The following is a 20431-nucleotide window of genomic DNA, read 5'->3' on the forward strand; positions in this document are numbered from 1 at the left end:
CTGCCGGCCGCGCTGCGGCCTAAGCTGGTCGGGTGACCCCTGTTCCCTCCCCCGGCCCGTTGGATGTCGTGGTCCATTCCGGCCCGGCGGACTGGTGGGTCATCCTGGCCGGCCTCGGACCCCTGGCGGTCCTCATCGCCGCGTTGCTGGCCTTTTACATCAACTGGCGCACGCTCAAGCAGCGCACGGCCGCCGACAAAACAGCGCTGGAGCAGAAGCGCGAGGCCGACGCCAACGCCCTTCAGCAAAAGACCGAGTCGGACAGCCGGGCCGAGTGGTGGCGACGGACCCAGTGGGCGCTGGACCGGGCACTCGATCCCTACGAAGGGACCAAGGCGCTGGGGCTGGCGACGCTGGAAGTCCTGGCCCGGAGCGAACTGGCCCGCAACGAGGAGCTCGAGCTGTTCGACATCGCCTGGAAGAGCGTGTCCGGAGACGAGAACGGCGATGAGCCTGAGCCTGACGCCGGCTCCGGGCAGGAATCGGCCTTCGTGGACGACCGCGGCAACTTAGGCGAGAATGGAACGACGGATGAAGACAGTACCAAGGAGGTTGGACCATGAGCGCAACGTCGCCTGAACACCGGTTTGTCCACGCTCCCCGGAACAGCGCTGCCAAGCCCGCCACGAAAAAGGCCTCACCTGCCGAGCACCGTGTCCAGGTTGCCGCCGCACGGCTGCGCGTCACCCTGGATGAACGCCTGGGGCGCGAGACGCCCGCAAAGACCAAGGCACTGGCCAAGGAACCGATCTAACCCGCCTTCAGGGCTTGGGGGTCGACGACGCGTGGCGGGGTTTGGTGGACAGTGGCTGCAGTAATTCTCCGCTGCGACGCCGAAACGCTGCGTCGCTGGAACTACCGTGCCGCCGTCGCGCAGGTATCCGGGTCCGGAACCTTCCTGGACCGCTGGCACACCGGCTTCCGTCCTGACGTCAGTCCGGGAACCGAGGCCTGGCTCCTCCTGGAGGGAAGCAATGACGCCGCGAGCGGCCTGATCGGCCACGGGTTCGTGACGTCCGAGCCGTACCAGGCTGCCGCCGGTGTGGAGGCCGTCTCCCTTGGCTGGTTCTTCGCGCTGGCTTTGGATTCACTCCTGCCGCTCGGCGAGCAGATCCGTCCCGGCATCCTGGGCGGCGCCCTCCCCAACGGCCTGCGCACCAGCCTGAAGGACCCGTCCTTGGTGACCCTGCCGCCGTCGTCCGTGCCTGTACTGCGCCGGCTGTGGCGGGACCACGGGCCGTCGACGGCGGACCCTGCGCAGGTGGCGGGCGGAACCTTCCCGCCGGACGCCGTCAGCACCATCCAGGTGAACCGCTACGAGCGGGATGCCGATGCGCGACGGGCCTGCCTGGCCTTCCATGGCACGTCGTGCGCCTCCTGCAGCTTCTCATTCGAGTCCGTCTACGGCGGGGCGGGGACGGGGGTGATGGGCGTCCACCATCTGGCTCCCCCAGCGATGCTTGACGGCCCTTATCAGCTTGACCCCATTGCCGACCTCGTTCCGCTCTGCCACAACTGCCATGCCGTGGCGCACAGCGCAAGCCCGCCGCTGACCGTGACCGAACTCCGAAGCATCATCTCCGCCGCCGGCCATGTGAAGGGTGAGGTGGTCACGGAGGTGGCACTCCGGGCGCAGGAGGATGCACGGCGGATCCTCGATGGCGGCCAGGCGTAGGTTCCATGAGCTGGCGGTAAAATTGCAGGGATGACGTTGGCCGCCAGTTCCGCCGGGGCGTTGCCCTTTGCGCGGAAAGCCCGCAGTGTAATGCGCCGCGTACCCGTGTGGGCGTGGCGCCTCTTGATGCGCTCGGTCAGCGCCCGCGAGCAGGCGCGGTTCAATACGGACCCAATCACTGCGGTGGCTTACACGCACGACATTGACTACGTGGGCGATGGCCTCCGTTCCCACCGCCTCGACATACTGGCGCCGCTAAACCCGGCACCCCGCTCTGCCGGCGGAGGGGACGTGGCCGGCCGAGGGGACGTGACCGGCCGACTGCTTCCCGTTTACGTGTACTTCCATGGCGGAGGCTGGACGTCCGGTGACAAGGCAGCGCTGACCAAGTACTGCGCCAACCAGGTGCTGGGCGGGATGGTGGTGGTCAACGTCAACTACCGGCACGCACCCAGGTTCCACATGGGACACGTGCTTGAGGATGCCAACGCGGCCGTGGCGTGGGTCGCCGCCAACATCGAGGGATACGGCGGGGATCCCGGGCGCCTGGTGCTGGGAGGGGACTCAGCCGGCGGCCAGATCGCTGCTTTGCTGACCGCTGCCAGCCTGCGCCCCGAGTTGGCGGCGCACTACTCCCTGCGGCCCGCTGTTCCCGCCGCGCATCTGAAAGGGCTTGTTCAACACTGCAGTGCAGTGGATTTCTCGGTTTTCTTTGAGGCCGGGTTTGTCCTCAGCCTCAATTTCGTCCGTATGCTCCTTCCTGCCGCGGCGGCGGCAGCGGATCCGGAGGCAACAGCTCCGTCCGGAGGCGGCAGCCACGGGCCGTCGCCGACCCGCACGACCAGTGCGCGGCTAAGGGTTGCCGCCGGCTTCCTGTCCCCGATCGAATGGCTGGACGGGAGCCATCCCCCCGTGCTCGTCACCACCTCCGAGCGGGATTACTTCTACCAGGCGAACTTGAACTTCATCGACCGGCTTCAGCAGCACGGCATTCCCGTGGATACCCTGATCTACCCCTGGAACAGCGCTAACACTGAGCACACCTGGCAACAGGATTACCGCTACCCGGAATCCCAGGAGGTGTACCGGCGCCTGCACGCATTCGTCCGTGATGTTGCCTGACTGACCGCCGCTTCCTCCCGGTCCTGACGAAGGTCAACGGGCTGGACTATGTTTGGACCATGCCGGAGCCGGACCAAGAAGACTGCGGGGTCAACCTTGACGAGTTTGGTTCCGCCCGCGTGGATGCCGCCGCGAGGCTGGATGCGGAGCTCGGTGACGTGGACTGGTTCGTGCCGCCTCCCGGCGCGGTCCACTGCAGCATCGACGTTCCCAGTGGCCAACTGGCCGCCATGGCGCTGGGCGACCCCGGTGATCCCGGCGTTGTTCTGGTTCCCGGCGCCACGGGGTCCAAAGAGGATTTTTCACTCATGATGCCCGACCTCGCCAACGCCGGCTACTTCACCCTGAGCTATGACCTGGCGGGCCAGTACCAGTCCGCAGCAGCGGGCCCGGAGAGGCTGGTGCCGCCCAGAAAGCACTATGACTACCGGCTCTTCGTGGACGACTTCCTGGCGGTCCTTGAAACGGCCACTGCCCCTGTCCATGTTGTGGCTTACTCCTTCGCGGGCATCATAGCCCAGCTGGCCTATGTGGAGCGGCCCGAGCTCTTCAGGTCCCTTACCCTGCTCAGCTGCCCGCCGGAGCCGGGCCACAGCTTCAGGGGCGTCAGCCGCATTGGCCGGTTCAGCACGTGGGTAAATGGCCGGGCCGGCGCTGCCCTGCTGATCTGGGGCATCCGCAGCGGCAGGGTGGCCCACGTACCAGCGGGAAGGCAACGGTTCGTGGACTACCGTTTCCGCTTCACGCGCCGCGAGTCCGTGCGCGACATCTACACACTGATGCAGAACGTTCCGGACCTTCGGCAACGACTCGCCGAGGCGCCCTTGACCAAGTTCGTGGCGGTCGGCGAACACGACCTGTGGCCGCTCCAGCTTCACCGCCTGTTCGCGCAGTCTATCCGGGCCCGGATTGGGGTCTACAGGGGTGGGCACAGTCCATGCGAAACGTCGCCGCATGAGCTCAGCCGGGACCTCCTGGCCCTTTATGCCAAGGCAGAGGAAGGGTGAAAGCTTACCCGTGGATGCTACCGCTGCCGGCGGGAATGTTCGCGTCGGCGGCGCAGGGGTGGCTGGTACCGGAATTCAACGCGAAACGTGACCAGCGACATTATGAGCCGGCGTTTGAACGCGGACCAACTGGTGAAGGGGCGCGCGGATACGCCCACTCGAAGCGTGGGATCGTAAATGACATCCATTTCCGGCCGGAGCCGGTAGGAGATGTCCAGGTCGTCGTGGACCAGCGCGTTGTCCCGGACAACTGCTGTCCGGATGCCGGCCCACAGTTCCCGGTGAAGCGCGAAATTGGATCCATACACGGGAGGATGGCCCAACAGAAAGCCAATCAGTCCGAAGTAACCGCCCAGGAGCAGGCACCGGCCGGCCAGGCGGGCCAAGAAGTTTCCACCATGGAAGTCGCCGGGCCCGGTAACGGCGGTGAGGGGTCCGGAAGCGAGGAGGATCTGTTCGATGCGCTCGAGCCAATCCGACGGCGGCCGCGAGTCACTGTCCAGTCTGGCGATGATTGCGCCTGCCGCCGCATCAAAACCCGCCGCAGCCGTGGCCGGAATGCCCGGCAGATCCACAGGTAACCGCCGCACACCGGCGGCTGCACAAATGTTGGCAGTGTCATCGCTGCTGGCGTTGTCCACCACAATGATCTCGTCCGCAGGCCTGGTCTGCACGGCCAGCAGGGCCAGGCAGGCCCTCAACTCACTGGCGTCATTGCGCGTCGGAATGACCACGGAGATGGGAATGACGGCGTCCATGCCCGGCAGCCTATCTAGGTTTGCGCCGTTCCGGCACGCTCGCGGATGTTTAGCAGCATCTTGCGCATCATCCAAATGTCACCGAACTCCACAAGCGCGGAGAAGGCCAGTGTCGGGGAGAGCCACCGGTATCGGGAGCGGATACGGCTAACAAGCCGGGTTGAGCCTTCCGTGAGGGGGTCAAGCTGCCACGTCCAGCTGGTGTCCCCGGGAGTGCCCCAGACCATGAACCGCGGAGGCTGCATCGCGCGGACCGGGATGCCGTGTTTGCCGTCGGGACTCATGGGCACGATGTCGCCCACCGCCAGGTTCTGCAGTTCCGGGATGATGCGCCGTGCGCTCGGCCGCCCGAGGTTATCGAGGAGGTCGTAGCTGTACCAGCCGCCGCGGGTAACTCCGGCCTGCACCAGCCACGGCCAGACCCTCTCCGGTGGTGCGGCGATGGTGATGGCACGGGTGGCGTTGAAGGTCGGCTTGGGCACGAGGTCATCGCCCGGCAGTGGCCTGGAAACCTCTTCCGGCGTGGCACCCCAGGTGAGCTGCCATGGGCGAACCCAGCGGACATAGACGACAGCCGCGGCCGCAGCCACCAGGACAGGGACCAATCGCGTGCCGGATCGCATTCCCCAAGTCTGGCAACAACGGCCTGCCGGGTCCCAGTGCCGAATGTCCCTTCGGATCGAGCCGCTGCGGACAGGGCACCGGTACAGATCCACTGAACCGGGGCTTCCCGGAACCACGGCATCAGGGCTAGGATCTTTCGGCACACTCCAACACCTGGGCGTGAGTCAGCGGCAGAGGGGAAAACCGACGTGGCCGGAGGCACCGGAATAAACGGCCCGCACTGGCGGCGGGTGCTGGCAACACTGGGCAATGCTGATGCGAGGATTGCATACGCCCAGATAGTGCTGGGTGCGGCGGCCAAGGACGTCCTGCCTGAGCTGAAGGAACAGCGGCGGGTACGGGCCCTCGCAGCACTGACTGAGTCGGGGCTCGTTCAACAGCACGCATCGGGTGGGCTGGTGGCAGTGGACTCGATTTTCCGCGACCTGCTGGCCCAGCAGCCACGCCGGCAGCCGCGGACTGGGCTGGACAGATTCATGCGGCTGGGGCGGATCGAGCGATACCCCGCGAACGTTGCCGAGCGGCGGGCCCTGTTGGCAAAGATCGCCAACGAGATCATCGAACCTGGCGAAACGCTGACGGAGCGGCAAATCAACGAGCGGCTGCTCAGCTATACCGACGACGTCGTCCTGCTCCGCCGCTACTTGGTCGACTTCGGCCTTTTGCAGCGCACGCCCACGGGCTCTTCATACTCCTTGGTGGAGTAGCCGGCCCCGTGCCCTTTGCTGGAGTGCAGTAGCTTGGAGCGCATGAGCGACTCGTCATGTGTGAAGCCGGGAGGCGCTATGAAGGGGGCCGTGGCTTTCGGCGCGGTCGCGCTGTTGTGCGTTGTGGCAGGCGGGTTGGTTGCGGCAGTCACCGGTCCGCTCCATCTTGAGCATGGGTCGTGGGCAGCTGCGTACCTGGTGCTCGTCGGAGGAGTGGCACAGGGGGCTTTGGGCATTGCCCAGTACTTCCTGGCACCGAAACGCCTTACCGGCTGGAAAAGCGTTGCGGGGCTGGTGGCATGGAACGGCGCCTCCGCTGCAGTCATCGGGGGGACATTAATCGGCAACCCATGGGTTGTCGATGCCGGCGGGGCGCTGCTGGTTGTTGCGCTGGCATTGATGTTCCGGACCGTGCAAGGTCGGGGCGCAACGTCCGGTTGGCCTCTTTGGGGATACCGGGCCCTGCTGGTAGTGATCGCCGTCAGCATACCTATCGGGCTGGTGCTGGCTCATTTGCGTGCTCCGTGAACTCCCCTGCGGCAGGGCAGACCCACCGCGGACCTTGTCTCCCCTAAAATACTCACATGCCTACACTTGTTCACGAGTTTGCCTGGCCGGATCGGGTCGTCATCGGCACCATCGGAGCTCCGGGTGCGCGCACGTTCTACCTGCAGGTACGCGCCGGGGCGCAGCTCGTGAGCATCGCCATGGAGAAGCAGCAATCGGCCCTGCTCGCCGAGAAGGTCGACGAAATACTCGACCAACTCATCACCCTCGAGGGGAACCCCTTCAGCGTTCCCACCGGCACGCCCATCGAGCTGGTTGACAACGATCCGCTTGAAACTGTTGAGGAGCAGTTCCGCACCGGCGCCATGGGCCTGGGCTGGGACCCAGCGACGGCGCAGGTAGTGATTGAGGCCTACCCCCTCACCGACGCCGATGCTGATGCGGACGACGAATCCCTGAACCAGGACGGGGCCGAGGCACCCGAAATGCTGTTGGTGCGGATGCCGGTGGGAACGGCCCGCGCCTTCACCAAGCGCACGCGTGAGGTAGTGGGCGCCGGGAGACCCCTCTGCCCGCTCTGCGGATACCCGATCGACGCCGAGGGGCACGTCTGCACTCCTCCGGAGATGTGATTCCGGCGATCTGCGAGCCAAAGGCTACGGGGACGGAGACTGGGCGGCGTGCTGGATTTTCTGGAGGGTAGCCGGGCCGGCTGCAATTTCAATGACGCCGCCGTCTGAGTCCAGGGTGAGGATCCGGAAGTCCAACGGCACGTCCTGTTGATTGTCGTGGCGGTTAGCTTTCCGCACCGGGACGCCTGTTGTTCCAAGCCCGGTGAAAGCCTTGCTGCGGCCAGTGGGGATCAGCGTGTCGTCGACGATCGGCTGGAAATCGATCCGCTTATCGCCCGGCCTGGCAATCCCCATCTGCCAAATGCTGCTCAACGAGCCCGCCGATGAATCGGGGAATCGCAGGAAGACGACCAGGTTGCCGCGTTCATCAAGCTTCTCCGCCGTCGTCGGGAACCGTTTCGTCAGGAAGAACACCCCGCCACCGATCATCAGCGCGTAGAAAACGGCGTTGGAGATGGCGTCGTCGAGGCTTTCCCCGGCGATAAGTCCTGCCGCCAGAATGACGGCGCAGGCGACTGCACCAACCAGAGCGGCACGGAGCGCGGGATGCATCTCGCCCCACTTCCTCATGGCGCCATCCTAGGGGCAGAATCTTCCCGCAGCTACGGCTCTGTCCTCACTCTTCCCGTGAGCCGAGGGCCTTACGGTCGCCCGCTTTGAGGGCCGCCAGCCGGGCTTCCACTTCGGTCTGCTCTCCGAGGTTTTCCAGGGAGGCGAACTGGGCTTCAAGGGAGGAGGCAGCAAGTTCCTGCTGGCCGTGGACGGTGGCTTCCTGGCGGCGGACACTGTCCTCGTAACGGCCGATCGCCGATGTCGGGTCTCCACCGCCCAGGGCTTTGAGGGCGTCGTTGACTTGGGACTGGGTGGCGGCGACCCGGGCACGGTTGACCAGCTCGTTGCGCTTTACGGTCAGTTCCCCGAGCTTGGCCCGCATCATGTCCAGGCCGTTCTTCAGTTGGTCGACAGCCTGGTTCTGCGCGGCCAAGGTGGGCGCCTGGGACTTGGCCTTTGATTCGGCGGTCATTTGCCGGCTGAGGGCGAGCCTGGCCAGGGCGTCGAACTTGTCGGCGTCCGCGTTGTTGCCGGCGGCACGGAACTCATCGGCCTTGCGTGAGGCGGCTACGGCCTTGCTGCCCCAGGTGTTCGCGTCGTTCACTGCCCGGGTGTAGTCGTCTTCGGCCATCCGGAGGTTGCCGATTGTCTGCGCCGCAGCGGCCTCGGCTTCGCGGATGTTCTCCGAGTAATCCCGGATCATCTGGTCCAACATCTTCTGCGGGTTTTCGGCTGAGTCCAGGAGGGTGTTCAGGTTGGCCTTGGCGAGCTGGGCAACGCGGGCGAAAATACTCTGCTTCACGGGGTCTTTCTATCGTCGGTGGAATTCGCATCCTATCTGACCACCGTCATGCGGAAACCAGCGGTGTTGCCAGAGCCACTCTTGAGCGAACCTTGTGCCCATCGTGGGTTGCCGTTCAGTGACGGGCCCTATCGTTGAGGTCAAGATCCTGCCGCTGGGGCAGGGTCTGCACAGCGACCCAGGGCCGGCGGCCGGAGCATCCCGAGACCGGATGCAGCCCCCCAATCCGCCGCCGGCCCCGTGCCCCGCGGCTGCGGGCCTGCAGGCGTTCCTCGCGGGAGTTGCCTGGATGGGAACGGCGATCAGTCGGTGTCGCCCGGTCCCGTGGCTTCCTCCTCTGAGTCCTCAAGCAGCCACGCCATTGCCTTGTCCCGGGACGAGAAATACCTGACCGGGAATCCGGTCGGCGCCAGGGGAAGGCGGAACATGGCGATGACGCGATCAACGGGAGAGGAACCCAGCAATGCCATACGCGAAATGCTGGATGCGTCGGGAAAGACTTTTCGAGCGGCCGCGGAGTGGGTCACACCCTGGATCTCGACCAGCATCGGCAACCTGGTGCCCTGGGCCAAGGAGGTGATGGCCGCGAGGGCGGCGTTGGCCACGTCGATGCCTATGTAGGTCCCCAGCTTCCAGCTCAGGCGAAGGACTCCACCGGACAACTCCAGTGTCCCTTTGCCTTTGATGTCCACCTTGCTCATGTGTCCCCTGTCCTGGAAGTCGAGCCCCGCTCTTGACGGTAGCCGAACGGCACCGCCTTCGCAGCAGACCCGGACCGCCCGACGAGGGCCACTGGGCGACACCCCTTTCATCTGCTCACTTAGCCTAGGGGGCAAACTATGCAGGGGTAGTAGCCAAAACTTTCCGTTGCGGTCCACTACTCGCTCACATTGTCGGACCCTCCCTTCACCATTGGTACATGGGACGGGACGCGGTGGCAAAGGCATTTGAGGCGATCGACGCCGCCCTTGCCGTGGTCCGTGGCGAGGTAGCCAAAGGCGCATGCGGATCGCCCGCAGCCAACGATCCATTGGCCGCCTTGGCCGACAAATGGATCGACATCCTGGCCGGAGTGGCTAGGACCGAGGCCCGTGTCGCCGCACTGAAGGCCGAGGCTGTGGCCACGTTCGCGGAGACAGCGCGGTCTATCGCTCCCCCGGACATCCCGGTGCAGGCGCAGGAGATGGCCATCGCCGCGGAGGTGGGCTGCCTCCTGGCCATCGGCGACCGCGCCGCCGGTGCACTTCTGGCCCAGTCCTACGCGGTCACGACCTCGCTGCCCCGGACTTTGGAAGCACTCAAGGCTGGAACTATGTCGTGGCAGCACGCCCGCGTCATGGTGGAGGAGGCAGCCAGCCTCAACCCTGACGCCGCGACCGCGTTGGAGGCCCACTTCCTCGACCCGGACGCGCCGGACGCTGCCCGCGGTTGCGCCGCAGGGGAGATGCCCGCATACCGCTTCCGGCGCAAGGCCCGGGTCTGGCGCGAACGCAACCACCCGGACAGCATCGAAAAACGGCACGCAAAGAGCGTGGAGGAGAGGTGCCTCGAGTTCGCTCCGGAGCAGGACGGCATGGCACGCTTGTCCGCATACCTGCCGGCGGACAAGGCCACGGCCATCTGGAACCGCTTCACCGCCATCGCCCGGGGCCTCCAGGGACCCAACGAGGAGCGCACCCTCACCCAACTTCGCGCGGATCTTTTCGCCGCAACAGCCCTCCGCGAGGGCAGCGGCTGCACCGGTTGCTGCGGTGGGTCCGCCGGAACTGACGACGCCGGTACCGCGTCGAAGGGGCTTGCTGACATCCCCGTTCCCCGCGCCGAAGTCCTGGTCACCGTCCCGGTATTTTCCCTCCTCGGTGCCACCAACGAACCGGCTATGCTGGACAGTTTTGGCCCCATCCCGGCTACCATGGCACGGGATCTCGTAGCCAACGGAGCCGATTCGTTTTACCGCGTGCTCGTGGATCCCCGTGACGGCGCCCCGCTGGAAATAGGCCGCACTAGCTACCGGCTCACCAAGGCCATGCGGAGGTGGATGCGGTTGCGGGACGGCAAGTGTCCCTTCCCTGGCTGCAACAACAATTCTTTGGACAACGAAGCAGATCATCTGCTCGCCTGGCACCTGGGCGGGACCACTGGAATCAGCAACTTGGGACAGCCATGTCCCAGGCACCATCGGTTGCGACACACCAGCCGGTGGCGGCCGACGGCGGCGTCAAAGAATGAGCCGCCCGGATGGGTTTCGCCCTCCGGGCGCAAATACAAGAGTGAGCACCAGGACTGGGAGCCACCGAAGTTGCCTTCGCCGCCGCAGGCGCGCGCTGACATCCTGGCTCAACCAGGCAGCAACTCAATGATGCCAGCGGGCAAAGGCACAGTGGACTACTTCCGCCTGCCACGGTCCCTCGGAGAGGACTGCCTGGCTGAGTACCTCGCCGCGCGGTGAGCTCAACGTGTGCTATCGGTTCGTGCCGCCCGGGAAGCGCAATGGACCCCGCACAAAGCGTGCGGGGTCCATTGAAACCGGCTGTCACAGTACAGAATGTGCCGCCGGCCTGCGTATCGAAGAAAAAACCTGTTAGAAGTCCCAGTCCTCGTCTTCGGTGTTAACGGCCTTGCCGATCACGTAGGAGGAACCGGACCCGGAGAAGAAGTCGTGGTTCTCGTCCGCGTTCGGGGACAGGGCCGAAAGGATGGCCGGGTTCACGTCCGTGACGGAGGCCGGGAACATCGCTTCGTAGCCCAGGTTCATCAGCGCCTTGTTGGCGTTGTAGTGCAGGAACTTCTTGACGTCCTCGGCCAGGCCCACGCCGTCGTACAGGTCGTGCGTGTACTGGACCTCGTTCTCGTACAGCTCGAAGAGCAGCTCGAACGTGTAGTCCTTGATTTCCTGCCGGCGCTCCTCGGACACGGTCTCCAGCGCGCGCTGGAACTTGTAGCCGATGTAGTAGCCGTGCACGGCCTCGTCGCGGATGATCAGGCGGATCAGGTCAGCCGTGTTTGTCAGCTTGGCGCGTGAGGACCAGTACATGGGCAGGTAGAAGCCCGAGTAGAAGAGGAAGCTTTCCAGCAGCGTGGAGGCAACCTTGCGCTTCAGGGGGTCGTCGCCCTGGTAGTAGTCCATGACGATCTGCGCCTTCTTCTGAAGGTTCGCGTTCTCCGTGGACCAGCGGAACGCCTCATCGATCTCCTTGGTGGAGGCCAGGGTGGAGAAGATGGAGGAGTAGCTCTTGGCGTGCACCGACTCCATGAAGGCGATGTTGGTGTACACGGCTTCCTCGTGCGGGGTCAGCGCATCCGGAATCAGTGAGACCGCACCGACGGTGCCCTGGATGGTGTCCAGCAGGGTCAGGCCGGTGAACACGCGCATGGTGAGCTGCTGCTCGGCGGTGGTCAGCGTGTTCCAGGACTGGACGTCGTTGGACAGCGGCACCTTCTCCGGCAGCCAGAAGTTGTTCACCAGGCGGTTCCAGACCTCCACGTCCTTGTCATCCTGGATCCGGTTCCAGTTGATGGCCTCGACGTGGCTCAGCAGCTTGACCTTCTCGGTCATGTCATCCCCTCAATGTTGGGTAATTCTCTAAGTTAAAGCGTACGACGGCGGGCGGGCGCCCGCCGTCGTACGTCAAGGTTCAGTTGGAGCTACAGCATGCAGCTGACGCAGCCCTCAACCTCGGTCCCTTCCAGCGCGAGCTGGCGGAGACGGATGTAGTAGATGGTCTTGATGCCCTTTTTCCAGGCGTAGATCTGGGCCTTGTTGATGTCGCGGGTGGTGGCCGTGTCCTTGAAGAACAGCGTCAGGGACAGGCCCTGGTCCACGTGCTGGGTGGCCGCGGCGTAGGTGTCGATGACCTTCTCGTAGCCGATCTCGTACGCGTCCTGGTAGTACTCCAGGTTGTCATTCGTCAGATACGGCGCCGGGTAGTAGACGCGGCCGATCTTGCCTTCCTTGCGGATCTCGATCTTGGACGCCACCGGGTGGATCGAGGAGGTGGAGTTGTTGATGTAGGAGATCGAACCGGTGGGCGGAACAGCCTGCAGGTTCTGGTTGTAGATGCCGTGCTCCATCACGGAGGCCTTCAGCGCCAGCCAGTCAGCCTGCGTGGGGATGTGCACGTTCTTGAACAGCTCGCGGACCTTCTCGGTCTGCGGCACCCACTCCTGCTCCGTGTACTTGTCGAAGAACTCACCGGAGGCGTACTTGGACTTCTCGAAGCCGCCGAACGTCTGGCCGGTTTCGATGGCCAGCAGATTGGAGGCGCGGACGGCGTGGTACACCACCGAGTAGAAGTAGATGTTGGTGAAGTCCAGGCCCTCTTCGGAGCCGTAGTGGACCCGCTCACGGGCCAGGTAGCCGTGCAGGTTCATCTGGCCCAGGCCAATGGCGTGGCTCTGGTCGTTGCCCTTGGCGATGGACGGCACCGAGGTGATGTTGGACATGTCGGACACTGCGGACAGGGACCGGATGGCCGTCTCGATGGTCAGGCCGAAGTCCGGCGAGTCCATGGTCTTGGCGATGTTCAGCGAGCCCAGGTTGCAGGAGATGTCCTTGCCGGTCTCGTCGTAGGACAGGTCATCGTTGTACGTGGTGGGCTGGGAAACCTGGAGGATTTCCGAGCACAGGTTGGACATGATGATCTTGCCGTCGATCGGGTTGGCCCGGTTCACCGTGTCCTCGAACATGATGTACGGGTAGCCGGATTCGAACTGGATCTCGGCGAGGGTCTGGAAGAACTCGCGCGCCTTGATCTTGGTCTTCTTGATCCGGGAATCGTCCACCATCTCGTAGTACTTCTCGGTGACCGAGACGTCGGAGAAGGGCATGCCGTAGACGCGCTCCACGTCGTAGGGCGAGAACAGGTACATGTCCTCATCCTTCTTGGCCAGCTCGAACGTGATGTCCGGGATGACGACGCCCAGCGAGAGGGTCTTGATGCGGATCTTCTCATCCGCGTTCTCGCGCTTGGTGTCCAGGAAGCGGTAGATGTCCGGGTGGTGCGCGTGCAGGTACACGGCGCCGGCACCCTGGCGGGCACCGAGCTGGTTGGCGTAGGAGAAGCTGTCTTCGAGGAGCTTCATCACGGGGATAACGCCGGAGGACTGGTTCTCGATCTGCTTGATGGGCGCACCCACCTCGCGGATGTTGGTCAGTGCGAAAGCCACGCCGCCGCCGCGCTTGGACAGCTGCAGTGCGGAGTTGATGGAGCGGCCGATCGACTCCATGTTGTCTTCGATGCGGAGCAGGAAGCAGGAGACCAGCTCGCCGCGCTGCTTCTTCCCGGCGTTGAGGAAGGTGGGGGTGGCCGGCTGGAAGCGGCCGTCAATGATCTCATCCACCATCTGCAGGGCCAGCTGCTCGTTGCCGCGCGCCAGGTGCAGGGCCACCATGCAGACGCGGTCCTCGTAGCGCTCCAGGAAGCGCTTGCCGTCGAACGTCTTCAGCGTGTATGAGGTGTAGAACTTGAAGGCGCCCAGGAAGGTCTCGAAGCGGAACTTCTTCTTGTAGGCGCGGTTGAACAGGTCACGGATGAAGTTCATCGTGTACTGGTCCAGCGTCTCGCGCTCGTAGTACTGGTTCTTCACCAGGTAGTCGAGCTTCTCCTCCAGGTCATGGAAGAACACGGTGTTGTTGTTCACGTGCTGCAGGAAGTACTGGTGGGCGGCCTCGCGGTCGGCGTCGAACTGGATTTCGCCGTTCGGGCCGTAGAGGTTCAGCATGGCGTTCAGCTCGTGATAACCCAAGCCCTTGTAGGCGGCGGGCATCTCAGGCTTCTGGGCCCTGGTTACTTCTGTGTCTGCGACAGTCGTGTCCAAAACGTGTCCAATCCTTGGTTGACCCGGGTGACGTCTTCCGGCGTTCCCATAAGTTCAAATCGATAAAGGTGGGGTACCCGGCATTTGGCGGCGATGATGTCCGCGGCCATGCAGTAGTTTTCCCCGAAGTTTGTGTTGCCGGCGCCGATGACGCCGCGGAGCAGTTGCCTGTTCTGCGGGTTGTTCAGGAACCGGATGACCTGCTTGGGAACGGACCCCTCTCCCCCGGTGCCGCCGTAGGTTGGCACCACCAGCACGAACGGCCGGGTGGCGAGGAGGGGTGCGTCCTTTGCATACAACGGGATCCGGGCCACCTCACGGCCAAGCTTCGCGACGAAGCGGCTGGTGTTCTCGGATGCCGAGGAAAAGTAGATGAGCGGGCTGTCCGTGACAACCTGCTCCGGTTGGTGGTGCGAAGTGGCCGGCGGGGACACCTCCACGCGCTGAGCCGCGTGGTGTTGCGAAGCGCTTCGCTGTGCTGTTGGTGCTGCCATGGGAGTCACCTCAGCTGGTTGATGGTTGCCGGCAGGAAAAGCTGTGGCTCCTAGGCCACGGAGGAAACGGCCGAGAGCGCGAGTTCCTCGATCTTGTCGGGGCGGAAGCCGGACCAGTGGTCCTGGTCGGTGACCACAACGGGAGCCTGCATGTAGCCCAGTGCCTTCAGGCGCTCGAGTGCCTCGGCGTCCTGGGAGATGTCAACGCTCTGGTAGGTGATGCCCTTCTTGTCGAGCGCGCGGTAAGTGGCGTTGCACTGAACACAAGCAGGCTTCGTGTAAACCGTTACGGTCATTGTCCCTGTCCCCTTAGTTGAACTCTTCTGCTGGGTCGGTGTCCCCGTCCAGCTGTATGTAGATACTACATGTAGTGCAGACGCCTCTTTGGAACCCCAAGATGATGTATTACAAGTATGTCATTTAATGCACCGTTAATCCACAGGCAGGGATCGGAAAAATGCCCGCGATCACGGGATTTTTGCGGGCTGGGTCCACACCCTGTGGATGGAGTTGAACACATTTGCACACTCCGCGTGTCGTAATTTCCGGCGTGTCGCCGCGCTCCTGCCGCCAACAGGAAGGGTCCGCAACCACTACATGTAGTGGTTGCGGACCCTTTGGTTGCGTGCTTGCTGCCGGCCTCCCCCGGTCAGCCCGGCCGCCTACGGCCTGGCTGGATTGAGCCTGGCTATTGCGGTGGACAGTGCAGTCGCGAAGCCGCACCATGCCGCGTACGGAGCCAACGATGCTCCGGCAACCCGGTTCAGCCGGTACGTCCTGCGCACCAGGTCCGCGCTGCTGGCCGCCAGCACCGCCGCCTCGGCAGCAGCCAGCCACGGCCGGCGGGAGCGCCAGAAGAACCAGCTCCAGGAAGCGTTGAGGATTAGGTTGGCGGCCAGCGCACCCCGGTAGGCGCGCAGTTCCCGGCTGTGGTCCTTCCTGACCGGACCCGGGCTGTCGGCAGCCCTGTCCTGCTCCGCCGCGCTGTCGAGTGCGGCGGCGGAGGCCACGGCAAGGTCCGCATACAGGGCCGTCCACACCACGGGAAAGGCAATCGCGGGCGGCTGCCAGTCCGGTTTGCGGAGCTTCAGGTACCAGCCGCTCCGGGGGTCCGTCGCAACACCGCCCGCCGCGGCGGTGGCGACCGTCGCCGCGGTGGTCCATGCCAGAGTCTTCAGTTTCATGCGTCCTCCTTGTTCCCCGCTGGGTACACGGTGAAACCTACAGCTGCGCCTCCCGGCGGTCCAGCACAATCTGCTGGACGTCCAGGTACCCGGACTGGAACCCGGCGCGCGAGTAGCAGAGGTAGAACAGCCACATCCGCTGGAACACGGCGTCGAAGCCCATGTCCCCTACCTCGCGGGAGCGGGCAAGGAACCGCTCCTCCCACAGCCGCAGGGTGGCGGCGTAGTGGTCTCCCATGCCCATCCTCTCCCGCACCCGCAGGGTGGTGTGCTGCTGGGTCACGCCCTCGATGGCCCGGACGGACGGCAGGAAGCCGCCGGGAAAGATGTACTTGTGCACCCAGGTGTAGGCGTTGCGGGTGGCCAGCATGCGTCCGTGCGGCATGGTGATCGCCTGGATGGCAACCTTTCCGCCGGGGGCCAGGACGCGGTCGATTGTCTGGAAATAGATGGGCCAGTACTCATACCCCACGGCCTCGATCATCTCGACCGACACCACGGCGTCGTACTCCCCTTCCACGGCGCGGTAGTCCTGCAGGGCCACCGTCACGCGGTCCGCGAAGCCGGCTTCCGCAATGCGTTCCTGCGCCAGCACCTGCTGCTCACTGGACAGCGTGACGCTGTAGACGGTGGCGCCACGGGCAGCGGCACGCAGGGCAAGCTCGCCCCAGCCGGTGCCGATTTCCAGCAGCCGGGTACCCTCGCCCACGCCGGCTTTGTCCAGCAGCCGGTCGATCTTGGCCTGCTGGGCCTCCGCCAGGGAATCCCACGCCACTGAGGACAGCGGCCCGGCCCCGCCGGGAAACAGCGCCGACGAGTAGCTCATGGTGGAGTCCAGGAAGTTGGAAAACAGTTCGTTGGACAGGTCGTAGTGCCGCGAAATGTTGCTGCGGGTGTTCTGTTCGGCGTTGCGTTCCTGGCGCGGCGTTCGCGGCAGGTACAGCGAGCGCAGCTTCTGCAGCGGCATGGGGATCAGCGTGTCCACCGAGGCGGCGAAGACTTCCAGCACCGCGGCAAGGTCGGATGCCTCCCAGTCGCCGGCCATGAAGGATTCACCCAGTCCGATCAGCCCGTTGTCGCCGATCCGGGCCTCGAACGCTGCCGGCCTCAGCATGGTCATCACGGGAGCGTCCGGTCCGCCCATCCCCAGGACCGAACCGTCAGGGTAGTCAACGCGCAGCGGAAGCCGCTTGACTGCACCCCTGAACATCAGGCCTGCTGCCTTCCCGGCAACATCGGCCTTGAGGCCCGACGGCGGCTGGGCAACACCGGGCCACAGGGCAGGATCGATGGTGGCGGGCGCAGTGGGGACACCGCCGGTGGTCCAGGCCGCGGGAGTGTGGGTGGCTGCCGGCCCGCGGGTCTTGTTGTCGACGGAAGCTGAAGCAGTTCCGTTGTCGTCAGTCATTGTCATTGAACTGCCTCCTGTGAGGGGTGATGTGGTCTGGCAACGACGGGCAGGCGTCTTGCCCAGAGTTTAATGCCCTGGACCCGGATCAGGGCGGATACCAGCAGTGGCGCGGCAGGCACCGTCAAAGCCGCCGCGAGGACGTTGGAAATGGTGGCCGGCCTGCGGCGGCCATCCATGGTGGCCACGAAGGGGCGCTGCCCTTCACGCTCCAGCACAATGGACACCGCAAGCCTGTCCCCGGGCGCGGGGAGCTTCATCCGGTACTGCCCGTCGACGTCGTTGAAAGGTGAAACGTAGAAGGCTTTCGGCACCGAAGCGCGGCCGCCGGGATCGGTGTGCAGCAGGTAGCAGTGCCGCTCGCCATAGGTGTTGTGGACCTCGGCCACCACGCATTGCAGTTCCCCGGTGGAGCGGTAGCACCAGAACAGGGTGAGCGGATTGAAGACATAGCCAAAAACCCTGGCGCTGGTCAGCATGTGGATGGCGCCGCCGTCGGGCTCTATGCCTTGGGTCCGGAGGTACCGCTCCACGTTGGACCGGATACCGGCCTCCGGATCGCCCAGATGGTCCCCGGCACGGAACACCGCCAGGGGCCGGAGCAGGAAGGGCAGCCGGGGAAGATCATCGACGTCCACGAACCAGCTGTAGCTCCGGTAGGTGAACGCGTTCTTCAACGGGGTACGCCGCACGTGCGAAATGGATGTGCGGTAGATCGAGGCCTCCATGGTCACACGGGTTCTGCCGACAGCAGTTCCCGCTCCCCCTCGCCGGTGGAGTCCACGGGATCGGCGGCCCGGACAACCGGCCAGGTGCGGCCCAGCTTCTCCGCAGCGCGTACCCCGGAGAGGGCGCCGTCCTCGTGGAAGCCCCAGCCAAGGAACGCCCCGGCGTACGCGATCCGGCTGTCGCTTAGCACCGCGATGGCCTGCTGGGCCTTCAGGGAGTCAGGCGTGTACTGCGGGTGCTCGTACACCATCCGTTCCAGTACCGCACTGTCGGAAATCAGCTCCGACTCGCCCAGGCTCACGAGGTAGGGCCGGCCGTCTGCCGGCGCGAGCCGCTGCAGCCGGGTGAGGTCATAGCTCACCAGCACCTTGTCCGGGCGGGCGTCGCAGGCCGGGAGCCGGTAGTTCCAGGACGCCCTGGCGTTCTCCGCCGCGGGCAGGACCGCCGGATCCTGGTGGAATACGGTGTGGTTCACGGAATAGGGCATGCCGGCGAGCGCCTCCTTCTCCTCCGGCGTGGCGTCGGCGAGGAACCCGAGCGCCTGCGCCGGATGGGTGGCGACCACGACGGCGTCAAAGCTTTCCAGGCCGCCGGCCGTTGCGAGCTCCACGCCCTCGGGCAGGCGCCGGATGGCGGTCACGGGAGTGTTGAGGCGCACGTCGGGGAGCGTGGCGGCAAGCTTTTCGACGTACCGTGCCGAACCGCCGGTCACGGTGCGCCACTGCGGTGAGCTCTTGATGCCCAGCATGCCGTGGTGGCCAAGGAACGTGAAGAGGTACCGCGCCGGATAGGCCAGGGCGGTGGTGGGATCGCAGGACCAGACGGCGCTGACCACCGGGGTCATGAAGTGGGAAATGAAGTAGCTGCTGAACTTTTCCCGCGCCAGGAACTCCCCCAGCGTCAGTTCGGGCACGTCAACTTCGTCGCTGACGGCCGACGGCGGCGCCGTCCTGAGCAGTTCCCTCGCCTTCCGGTAAAAGCGGGTGACCTCCAGCAGCATCAGCAGGTAGCGGCCGCGCAGCAGGCTGGAGGGCTTGGCAATGATTCCGCGCGCGCCGTCGCGGGCGCCGGCGTATTCCAGTCCGCAGCCGTCGCAGCGGATGGACATGCTCATCTCGGAGTCCTGGGTTTCGACGCCCAGCTCCGCGAACAACCGCAGCAGGGTGGGATAGGTCCGTTCGTTGTGCACGATGAACCCTGTGTCCACGCCGATGACGCTTCCGTCGGCCTGTGGCATGTCGTGGGTGTGGGCATGGCCGCCCAGCCGTGAATCGGCTTCAAACAGGGTGACGTCGTCCTGCCTGTTCAGTACGTAGGCAGCGGTCAATCCGGCCACCCCGCTGCCGATCACGGCCACGCGCCGCCGGCCGCCTTCACTTACTGCTGGGTCAAGTGACACTTCATGCTCCTCTGCTGAACATTTGCCGCTGTGCTGGTTATACAGAGGGCTATTCGGCGCGGTCGCGGCGGCGGATGGGTGAAGTACTGTGAACTGGTGGTAAATCCCGTGCACCTGAAGACCCTCCTGGAGGTCACGCGGCTGGGCTCCTTCGCTGCGGCAGCCGCAACGCTTGGCTATACGGCCTCCGCCGTCTCGCAGCAGATGTCCGCATTGGAGCGGGAAACGGGCGTCACTCTCTTCCAGCGGTCGGCGCGCGCCGTGATCCCTACGGAAGCCGCCGTCGTCATGACCCGGCACGCCGCCAAGGTGCTCACGGACATCGAAGCGCTGATGGCCGCCGCCTCACGGACGCAGGATACCGAAAGCCAGGAACTGCGGCTGGGGATCTTTCCCAGCCTGGCCACGTACGTCCTGCCGCGGATCCTCAAGAATCCCGCGTGGAAGAAGCTGGGGATCGACCTGCGGGTATCCGTCGCAGAACCGGGCCAGACCATCCAGGGGCTGCGCACCGGAGGCGACCTGGACCTGGCCGTGGTGTTCCAAGTGGGCCAGACCGGCTTCGCGTGGCCCAACACGATCAACCGGCAATGGATCGGCGACGATGACTTCCGTGTGGTGCTTCCCGCCGGCTGGGGCTTCCGGGCCGACGCGAAGGTCGCGGCCGACCACTTGTCGGAGATGCCCTGGATCATGCACCATCCCGGCACCAGCGACGCCATGGTCATCGAGCGCCTCTTCGCCGGCTGCAACCTCCACCCGCGGGTGGTGGCGCACAGCGATGACTTCCATGCCAGCCTGGAGATGGCGGCTGCCGGCCTGGGCGCTGCCCTGGTTCCGGAACTGGCGCTGCGGAACAAGCCGGCAGGCGTTGTGGTGCTGGACGTCCCGGAAATCCGGCTGGCACGGAACGTCTTTGCGCTGCTGATCAATGACCGGAAAACGGCCCGGGTGCAGCTTTTCGTTGACCTGTTGGCCGAAACACTGGCGGGGATGCGTACCGCGGTCAATTAG

General features: G+C 64.9%; 23 protein-coding genes. 10 read left to right on the forward strand and 13 right to left on the reverse strand.

What is annotated here, in order from left to right:
* Positions 1 to 32 precede the first annotated feature (32 nt).
* The 5 genes from VIK36_RS12305 to VIK36_RS12325 are packed head-to-tail and all read left to right on the forward strand — an operon-like array spanning position 33 to position 3804.
* Complete coding sequence (locus VIK36_RS12305; protein WP_324642115.1) at positions 33 to 563, forward strand: hypothetical protein; 531 nt, start codon at positions 33 to 35, stop codon at positions 561 to 563.
* Entirely contained in the window at positions 560 to 754 is a 195-nt protein-coding gene (locus VIK36_RS12310; RefSeq protein WP_159631839.1) for a hypothetical protein, read from the forward strand. Before VIK36_RS12305 ends, VIK36_RS12310 begins: the two co-directional genes overlap by 4 nt.
* 51 nt (positions 755 to 805) lie before the next feature.
* Positions 806 to 1675 (forward strand): restriction endonuclease, encoded by an 870-nt coding sequence (locus VIK36_RS12315; protein WP_324642116.1) that lies wholly within the window; start codon positions 806 to 808, stop codon positions 1673 to 1675.
* A 30-nt stretch (positions 1676 to 1705) separates the two neighbouring features.
* Positions 1706 to 2797 carry an alpha/beta hydrolase gene (locus VIK36_RS12320; protein ID WP_324642117.1) on the forward strand — a complete coding sequence of 364 codons (1092 nt, stop codon included), beginning with the start codon at positions 1706 to 1708 and terminating at the stop codon, positions 2795 to 2797.
* A 59-nt stretch (positions 2798 to 2856) separates the two neighbouring features.
* Positions 2857 to 3804 (forward strand): alpha/beta fold hydrolase, encoded by a 948-nt coding sequence (locus VIK36_RS12325; protein ID WP_324642118.1) that lies wholly within the window; start codon positions 2857 to 2859, stop codon positions 3802 to 3804.
* A gap of 17 nt (positions 3805 to 3821) precedes the next feature.
* On the opposite strand, the gene VIK36_RS12330 is transcribed toward VIK36_RS12325, so the two are convergent.
* Together VIK36_RS12330 and VIK36_RS12335 are read right to left on the reverse strand one after the other, a co-directional pair.
* Positions 3822 to 4562, reverse strand: a complete 741-nt coding sequence (locus tag VIK36_RS12330; RefSeq protein WP_324642119.1) for a glycosyltransferase family 2 protein — start codon at positions 4560 to 4562, stop codon at positions 3822 to 3824.
* Positions 4563 to 4576: 14 nt separating this feature from the next.
* Positions 4577 to 5185 carry a hypothetical protein gene (locus VIK36_RS12335; RefSeq protein ID WP_324642120.1) on the reverse strand — a complete coding sequence of 203 codons (609 nt, stop codon included), beginning with the start codon at positions 5183 to 5185 and terminating at the stop codon, positions 4577 to 4579.
* 189 nt (positions 5186 to 5374) lie between these two features.
* Here VIK36_RS12335 and VIK36_RS12340 point away from each other — a divergent pair, with 189 nt between their 5' ends.
* Genes VIK36_RS12340 through VIK36_RS12350 form a run of 3 tightly spaced genes read left to right on the forward strand, consistent with a single transcriptional unit; the run spans position 5375 to position 7032 of the window.
* Positions 5375 to 5893 (forward strand): DUF2087 domain-containing protein, encoded by a 519-nt coding sequence (locus tag VIK36_RS12340; protein WP_324642121.1) that lies wholly within the window; start codon positions 5375 to 5377, stop codon positions 5891 to 5893.
* Between the two features lie 42 nt (positions 5894 to 5935).
* Positions 5936 to 6421 carry a hypothetical protein gene (locus tag VIK36_RS12345; protein WP_324642122.1) on the forward strand — a complete coding sequence of 162 codons (486 nt, stop codon included), beginning with the start codon at positions 5936 to 5938 and terminating at the stop codon, positions 6419 to 6421.
* A gap of 56 nt (positions 6422 to 6477) precedes the next feature.
* Complete coding sequence (locus tag VIK36_RS12350) at positions 6478 to 7032, forward strand: DUF3090 domain-containing protein (RefSeq protein ID WP_324642123.1); 555 nt, start codon at positions 6478 to 6480, stop codon at positions 7030 to 7032.
* Between the two features lie 24 nt (positions 7033 to 7056).
* On the opposite strand, the gene VIK36_RS12355 is transcribed toward VIK36_RS12350, so the two are convergent.
* The 3 genes from VIK36_RS12355 to VIK36_RS12365 form a co-directional block, all read right to left on the reverse strand.
* Positions 7057 to 7602, reverse strand: coding sequence for a hypothetical protein (locus tag VIK36_RS12355; RefSeq protein WP_324642125.1), 546 nt, complete (start codon positions 7600 to 7602; stop codon positions 7057 to 7059).
* A gap of 46 nt (positions 7603 to 7648) precedes the next feature.
* On the reverse strand, positions 7649 to 8386 hold the full coding sequence (locus tag VIK36_RS12360; RefSeq protein WP_324642126.1) for a PspA/IM30 family protein: 738 nt from the start codon (positions 8384 to 8386) through the stop codon (positions 7649 to 7651).
* A gap of 302 nt (positions 8387 to 8688) precedes the next feature.
* Positions 8689 to 9087: an STAS/SEC14 domain-containing protein gene (locus VIK36_RS12365; RefSeq protein ID WP_255172396.1), complete on the reverse strand. Its 399-nt coding sequence runs from the start codon at positions 9085 to 9087 to the stop codon at positions 8689 to 8691.
* 218 nt (positions 9088 to 9305) lie between these two features.
* On the opposite strand from VIK36_RS12365, the gene VIK36_RS12370 reads away from it, so the two are divergent.
* Positions 9306 to 10835: an HNH endonuclease signature motif containing protein gene (locus VIK36_RS12370; RefSeq protein WP_324642127.1), complete on the forward strand. Its 1530-nt coding sequence runs from the start codon at positions 9306 to 9308 to the stop codon at positions 10833 to 10835.
* Between the two features lie 132 nt (positions 10836 to 10967).
* On the opposite strand, the gene nrdF is transcribed toward VIK36_RS12370, so the two are convergent.
* The 8 genes from nrdF to VIK36_RS12410 form a co-directional block, all read right to left on the reverse strand.
* Positions 10968 to 11942: a class 1b ribonucleoside-diphosphate reductase subunit beta gene (nrdF, locus tag VIK36_RS12375; RefSeq protein ID WP_255172411.1), complete on the reverse strand. Its 975-nt coding sequence runs from the start codon at positions 11940 to 11942 to the stop codon at positions 10968 to 10970.
* An 89-nt stretch (positions 11943 to 12031) separates the two neighbouring features.
* Positions 12032 to 14152, reverse strand: a complete 2121-nt coding sequence (gene nrdE / locus VIK36_RS12380) for a class 1b ribonucleoside-diphosphate reductase subunit alpha (RefSeq protein ID WP_255175597.1) — start codon at positions 14150 to 14152, stop codon at positions 12032 to 12034.
* A gap of 20 nt (positions 14153 to 14172) precedes the next feature.
* Complete coding sequence (gene nrdI, locus VIK36_RS12385; RefSeq protein WP_324645272.1) at positions 14173 to 14643, reverse strand: class Ib ribonucleoside-diphosphate reductase assembly flavoprotein NrdI; 471 nt, start codon at positions 14641 to 14643, stop codon at positions 14173 to 14175.
* A gap of 104 nt (positions 14644 to 14747) precedes the next feature.
* A complete protein-coding gene (nrdH, locus tag VIK36_RS12390) occupies positions 14748 to 14993 on the reverse strand; it encodes a glutaredoxin-like protein NrdH (protein ID WP_013601222.1) in 246 nt (81 codons plus the stop codon).
* A 366-nt stretch (positions 14994 to 15359) separates the two neighbouring features.
* On the reverse strand, positions 15360 to 15881 hold the full coding sequence (locus VIK36_RS12395; RefSeq protein WP_324642131.1) for a TspO/MBR family protein: 522 nt from the start codon (positions 15879 to 15881) through the stop codon (positions 15360 to 15362).
* A 37-nt stretch (positions 15882 to 15918) separates the two neighbouring features.
* Positions 15919 to 17295, reverse strand: a complete 1377-nt coding sequence (locus VIK36_RS12400) for a class I SAM-dependent methyltransferase (RefSeq protein WP_255172413.1) — start codon at positions 17293 to 17295, stop codon at positions 15919 to 15921.
* Positions 17292 to 18023 (reverse strand): DUF1365 domain-containing protein, encoded by a 732-nt coding sequence (locus tag VIK36_RS12405; RefSeq protein ID WP_255172414.1) that lies wholly within the window; start codon positions 18021 to 18023, stop codon positions 17292 to 17294. The genes VIK36_RS12400 and VIK36_RS12405 overlap by 4 nt, the downstream gene beginning before the upstream one ends.
* A complete protein-coding gene (locus VIK36_RS12410; protein ID WP_255172415.1) occupies positions 18020 to 19417 on the reverse strand; it encodes an NAD(P)/FAD-dependent oxidoreductase in 1398 nt (465 codons plus the stop codon). The genes VIK36_RS12405 and VIK36_RS12410 overlap by 4 nt, the downstream gene beginning before the upstream one ends.
* A gap of 96 nt (positions 19418 to 19513) precedes the next feature.
* Between VIK36_RS12410 and VIK36_RS12415 the strand changes: the two genes are divergently transcribed.
* Positions 19514 to 20431, forward strand: coding sequence for a LysR family transcriptional regulator (locus VIK36_RS12415; RefSeq protein ID WP_188573030.1), 918 nt, complete (start codon positions 19514 to 19516; stop codon positions 20429 to 20431).

Source organism: Pseudarthrobacter sp. LT1 (assembly GCF_035621795.1).
Lineage (GTDB): Bacteria > Actinomycetota > Actinomycetes > Actinomycetales > Micrococcaceae > Arthrobacter.

Excerpts from the sequence above, each read along its gene's own strand:
- nrdH (WP_013601222.1), bottom strand. The coding sequence starts at position 14,993 with ATGACCGTAACGGTTTACACGAAGCCTGCTTGTGTTCAGTGCAACGCC.
- VIK36_RS12320 (WP_324642117.1), top strand. The coding sequence starts at position 1,706 with ATGACGTTGGCCGCCAGTTCCGCCGGGGCGTTGCCCTTTGCGCGGAAA.
- nrdE (WP_255175597.1), bottom strand. The coding sequence starts at position 14,152 with ATGCCCGCCGCCTACAAGGGCTTGGGTTATCACGAGCTGAACGCCATG.
- VIK36_RS12325 (WP_324642118.1), top strand. The coding sequence starts at position 2,857 with ATGCCGGAGCCGGACCAAGAAGACTGCGGGGTCAACCTTGACGAGTTT.
- VIK36_RS12400 (WP_255172413.1), bottom strand. The coding sequence starts at position 17,295 with ATGACAATGACTGACGACAACGGAACTGCTTCAGCTTCCGTCGACAAC.
- nrdF (WP_255172411.1), bottom strand. The coding sequence starts at position 11,942 with ATGACCGAGAAGGTCAAGCTGCTGAGCCACGTCGAGGCCATCAACTGG.
- VIK36_RS12395 (WP_324642131.1), bottom strand. The coding sequence starts at position 15,881 with ATGAAACTGAAGACTCTGGCATGGACCACCGCGGCGACGGTCGCCACC.
- VIK36_RS12370 (WP_324642127.1), top strand. The coding sequence starts at position 9,306 with ATGGGACGGGACGCGGTGGCAAAGGCATTTGAGGCGATCGACGCCGCC.
- VIK36_RS12365 (WP_255172396.1), bottom strand. The coding sequence starts at position 9,087 with ATGAGCAAGGTGGACATCAAAGGCAAAGGGACACTGGAGTTGTCCGGT.
- VIK36_RS12345 (WP_324642122.1), top strand. The coding sequence starts at position 5,936 with ATGAGCGACTCGTCATGTGTGAAGCCGGGAGGCGCTATGAAGGGGGCC.
- VIK36_RS12330 (WP_324642119.1), bottom strand. The coding sequence starts at position 4,562 with ATGGACGCCGTCATTCCCATCTCCGTGGTCATTCCGACGCGCAATGAC.
- VIK36_RS12355 (WP_324642125.1), bottom strand. The coding sequence starts at position 7,602 with ATGAGGAAGTGGGGCGAGATGCATCCCGCGCTCCGTGCCGCTCTGGTT.
- VIK36_RS12310 (WP_159631839.1), top strand. The coding sequence starts at position 560 with ATGAGCGCAACGTCGCCTGAACACCGGTTTGTCCACGCTCCCCGGAAC.
- VIK36_RS12335 (WP_324642120.1), bottom strand. The coding sequence starts at position 5,185 with ATGCGATCCGGCACGCGATTGGTCCCTGTCCTGGTGGCTGCGGCCGCG.
- VIK36_RS12350 (WP_324642123.1), top strand. The coding sequence starts at position 6,478 with ATGCCTACACTTGTTCACGAGTTTGCCTGGCCGGATCGGGTCGTCATC.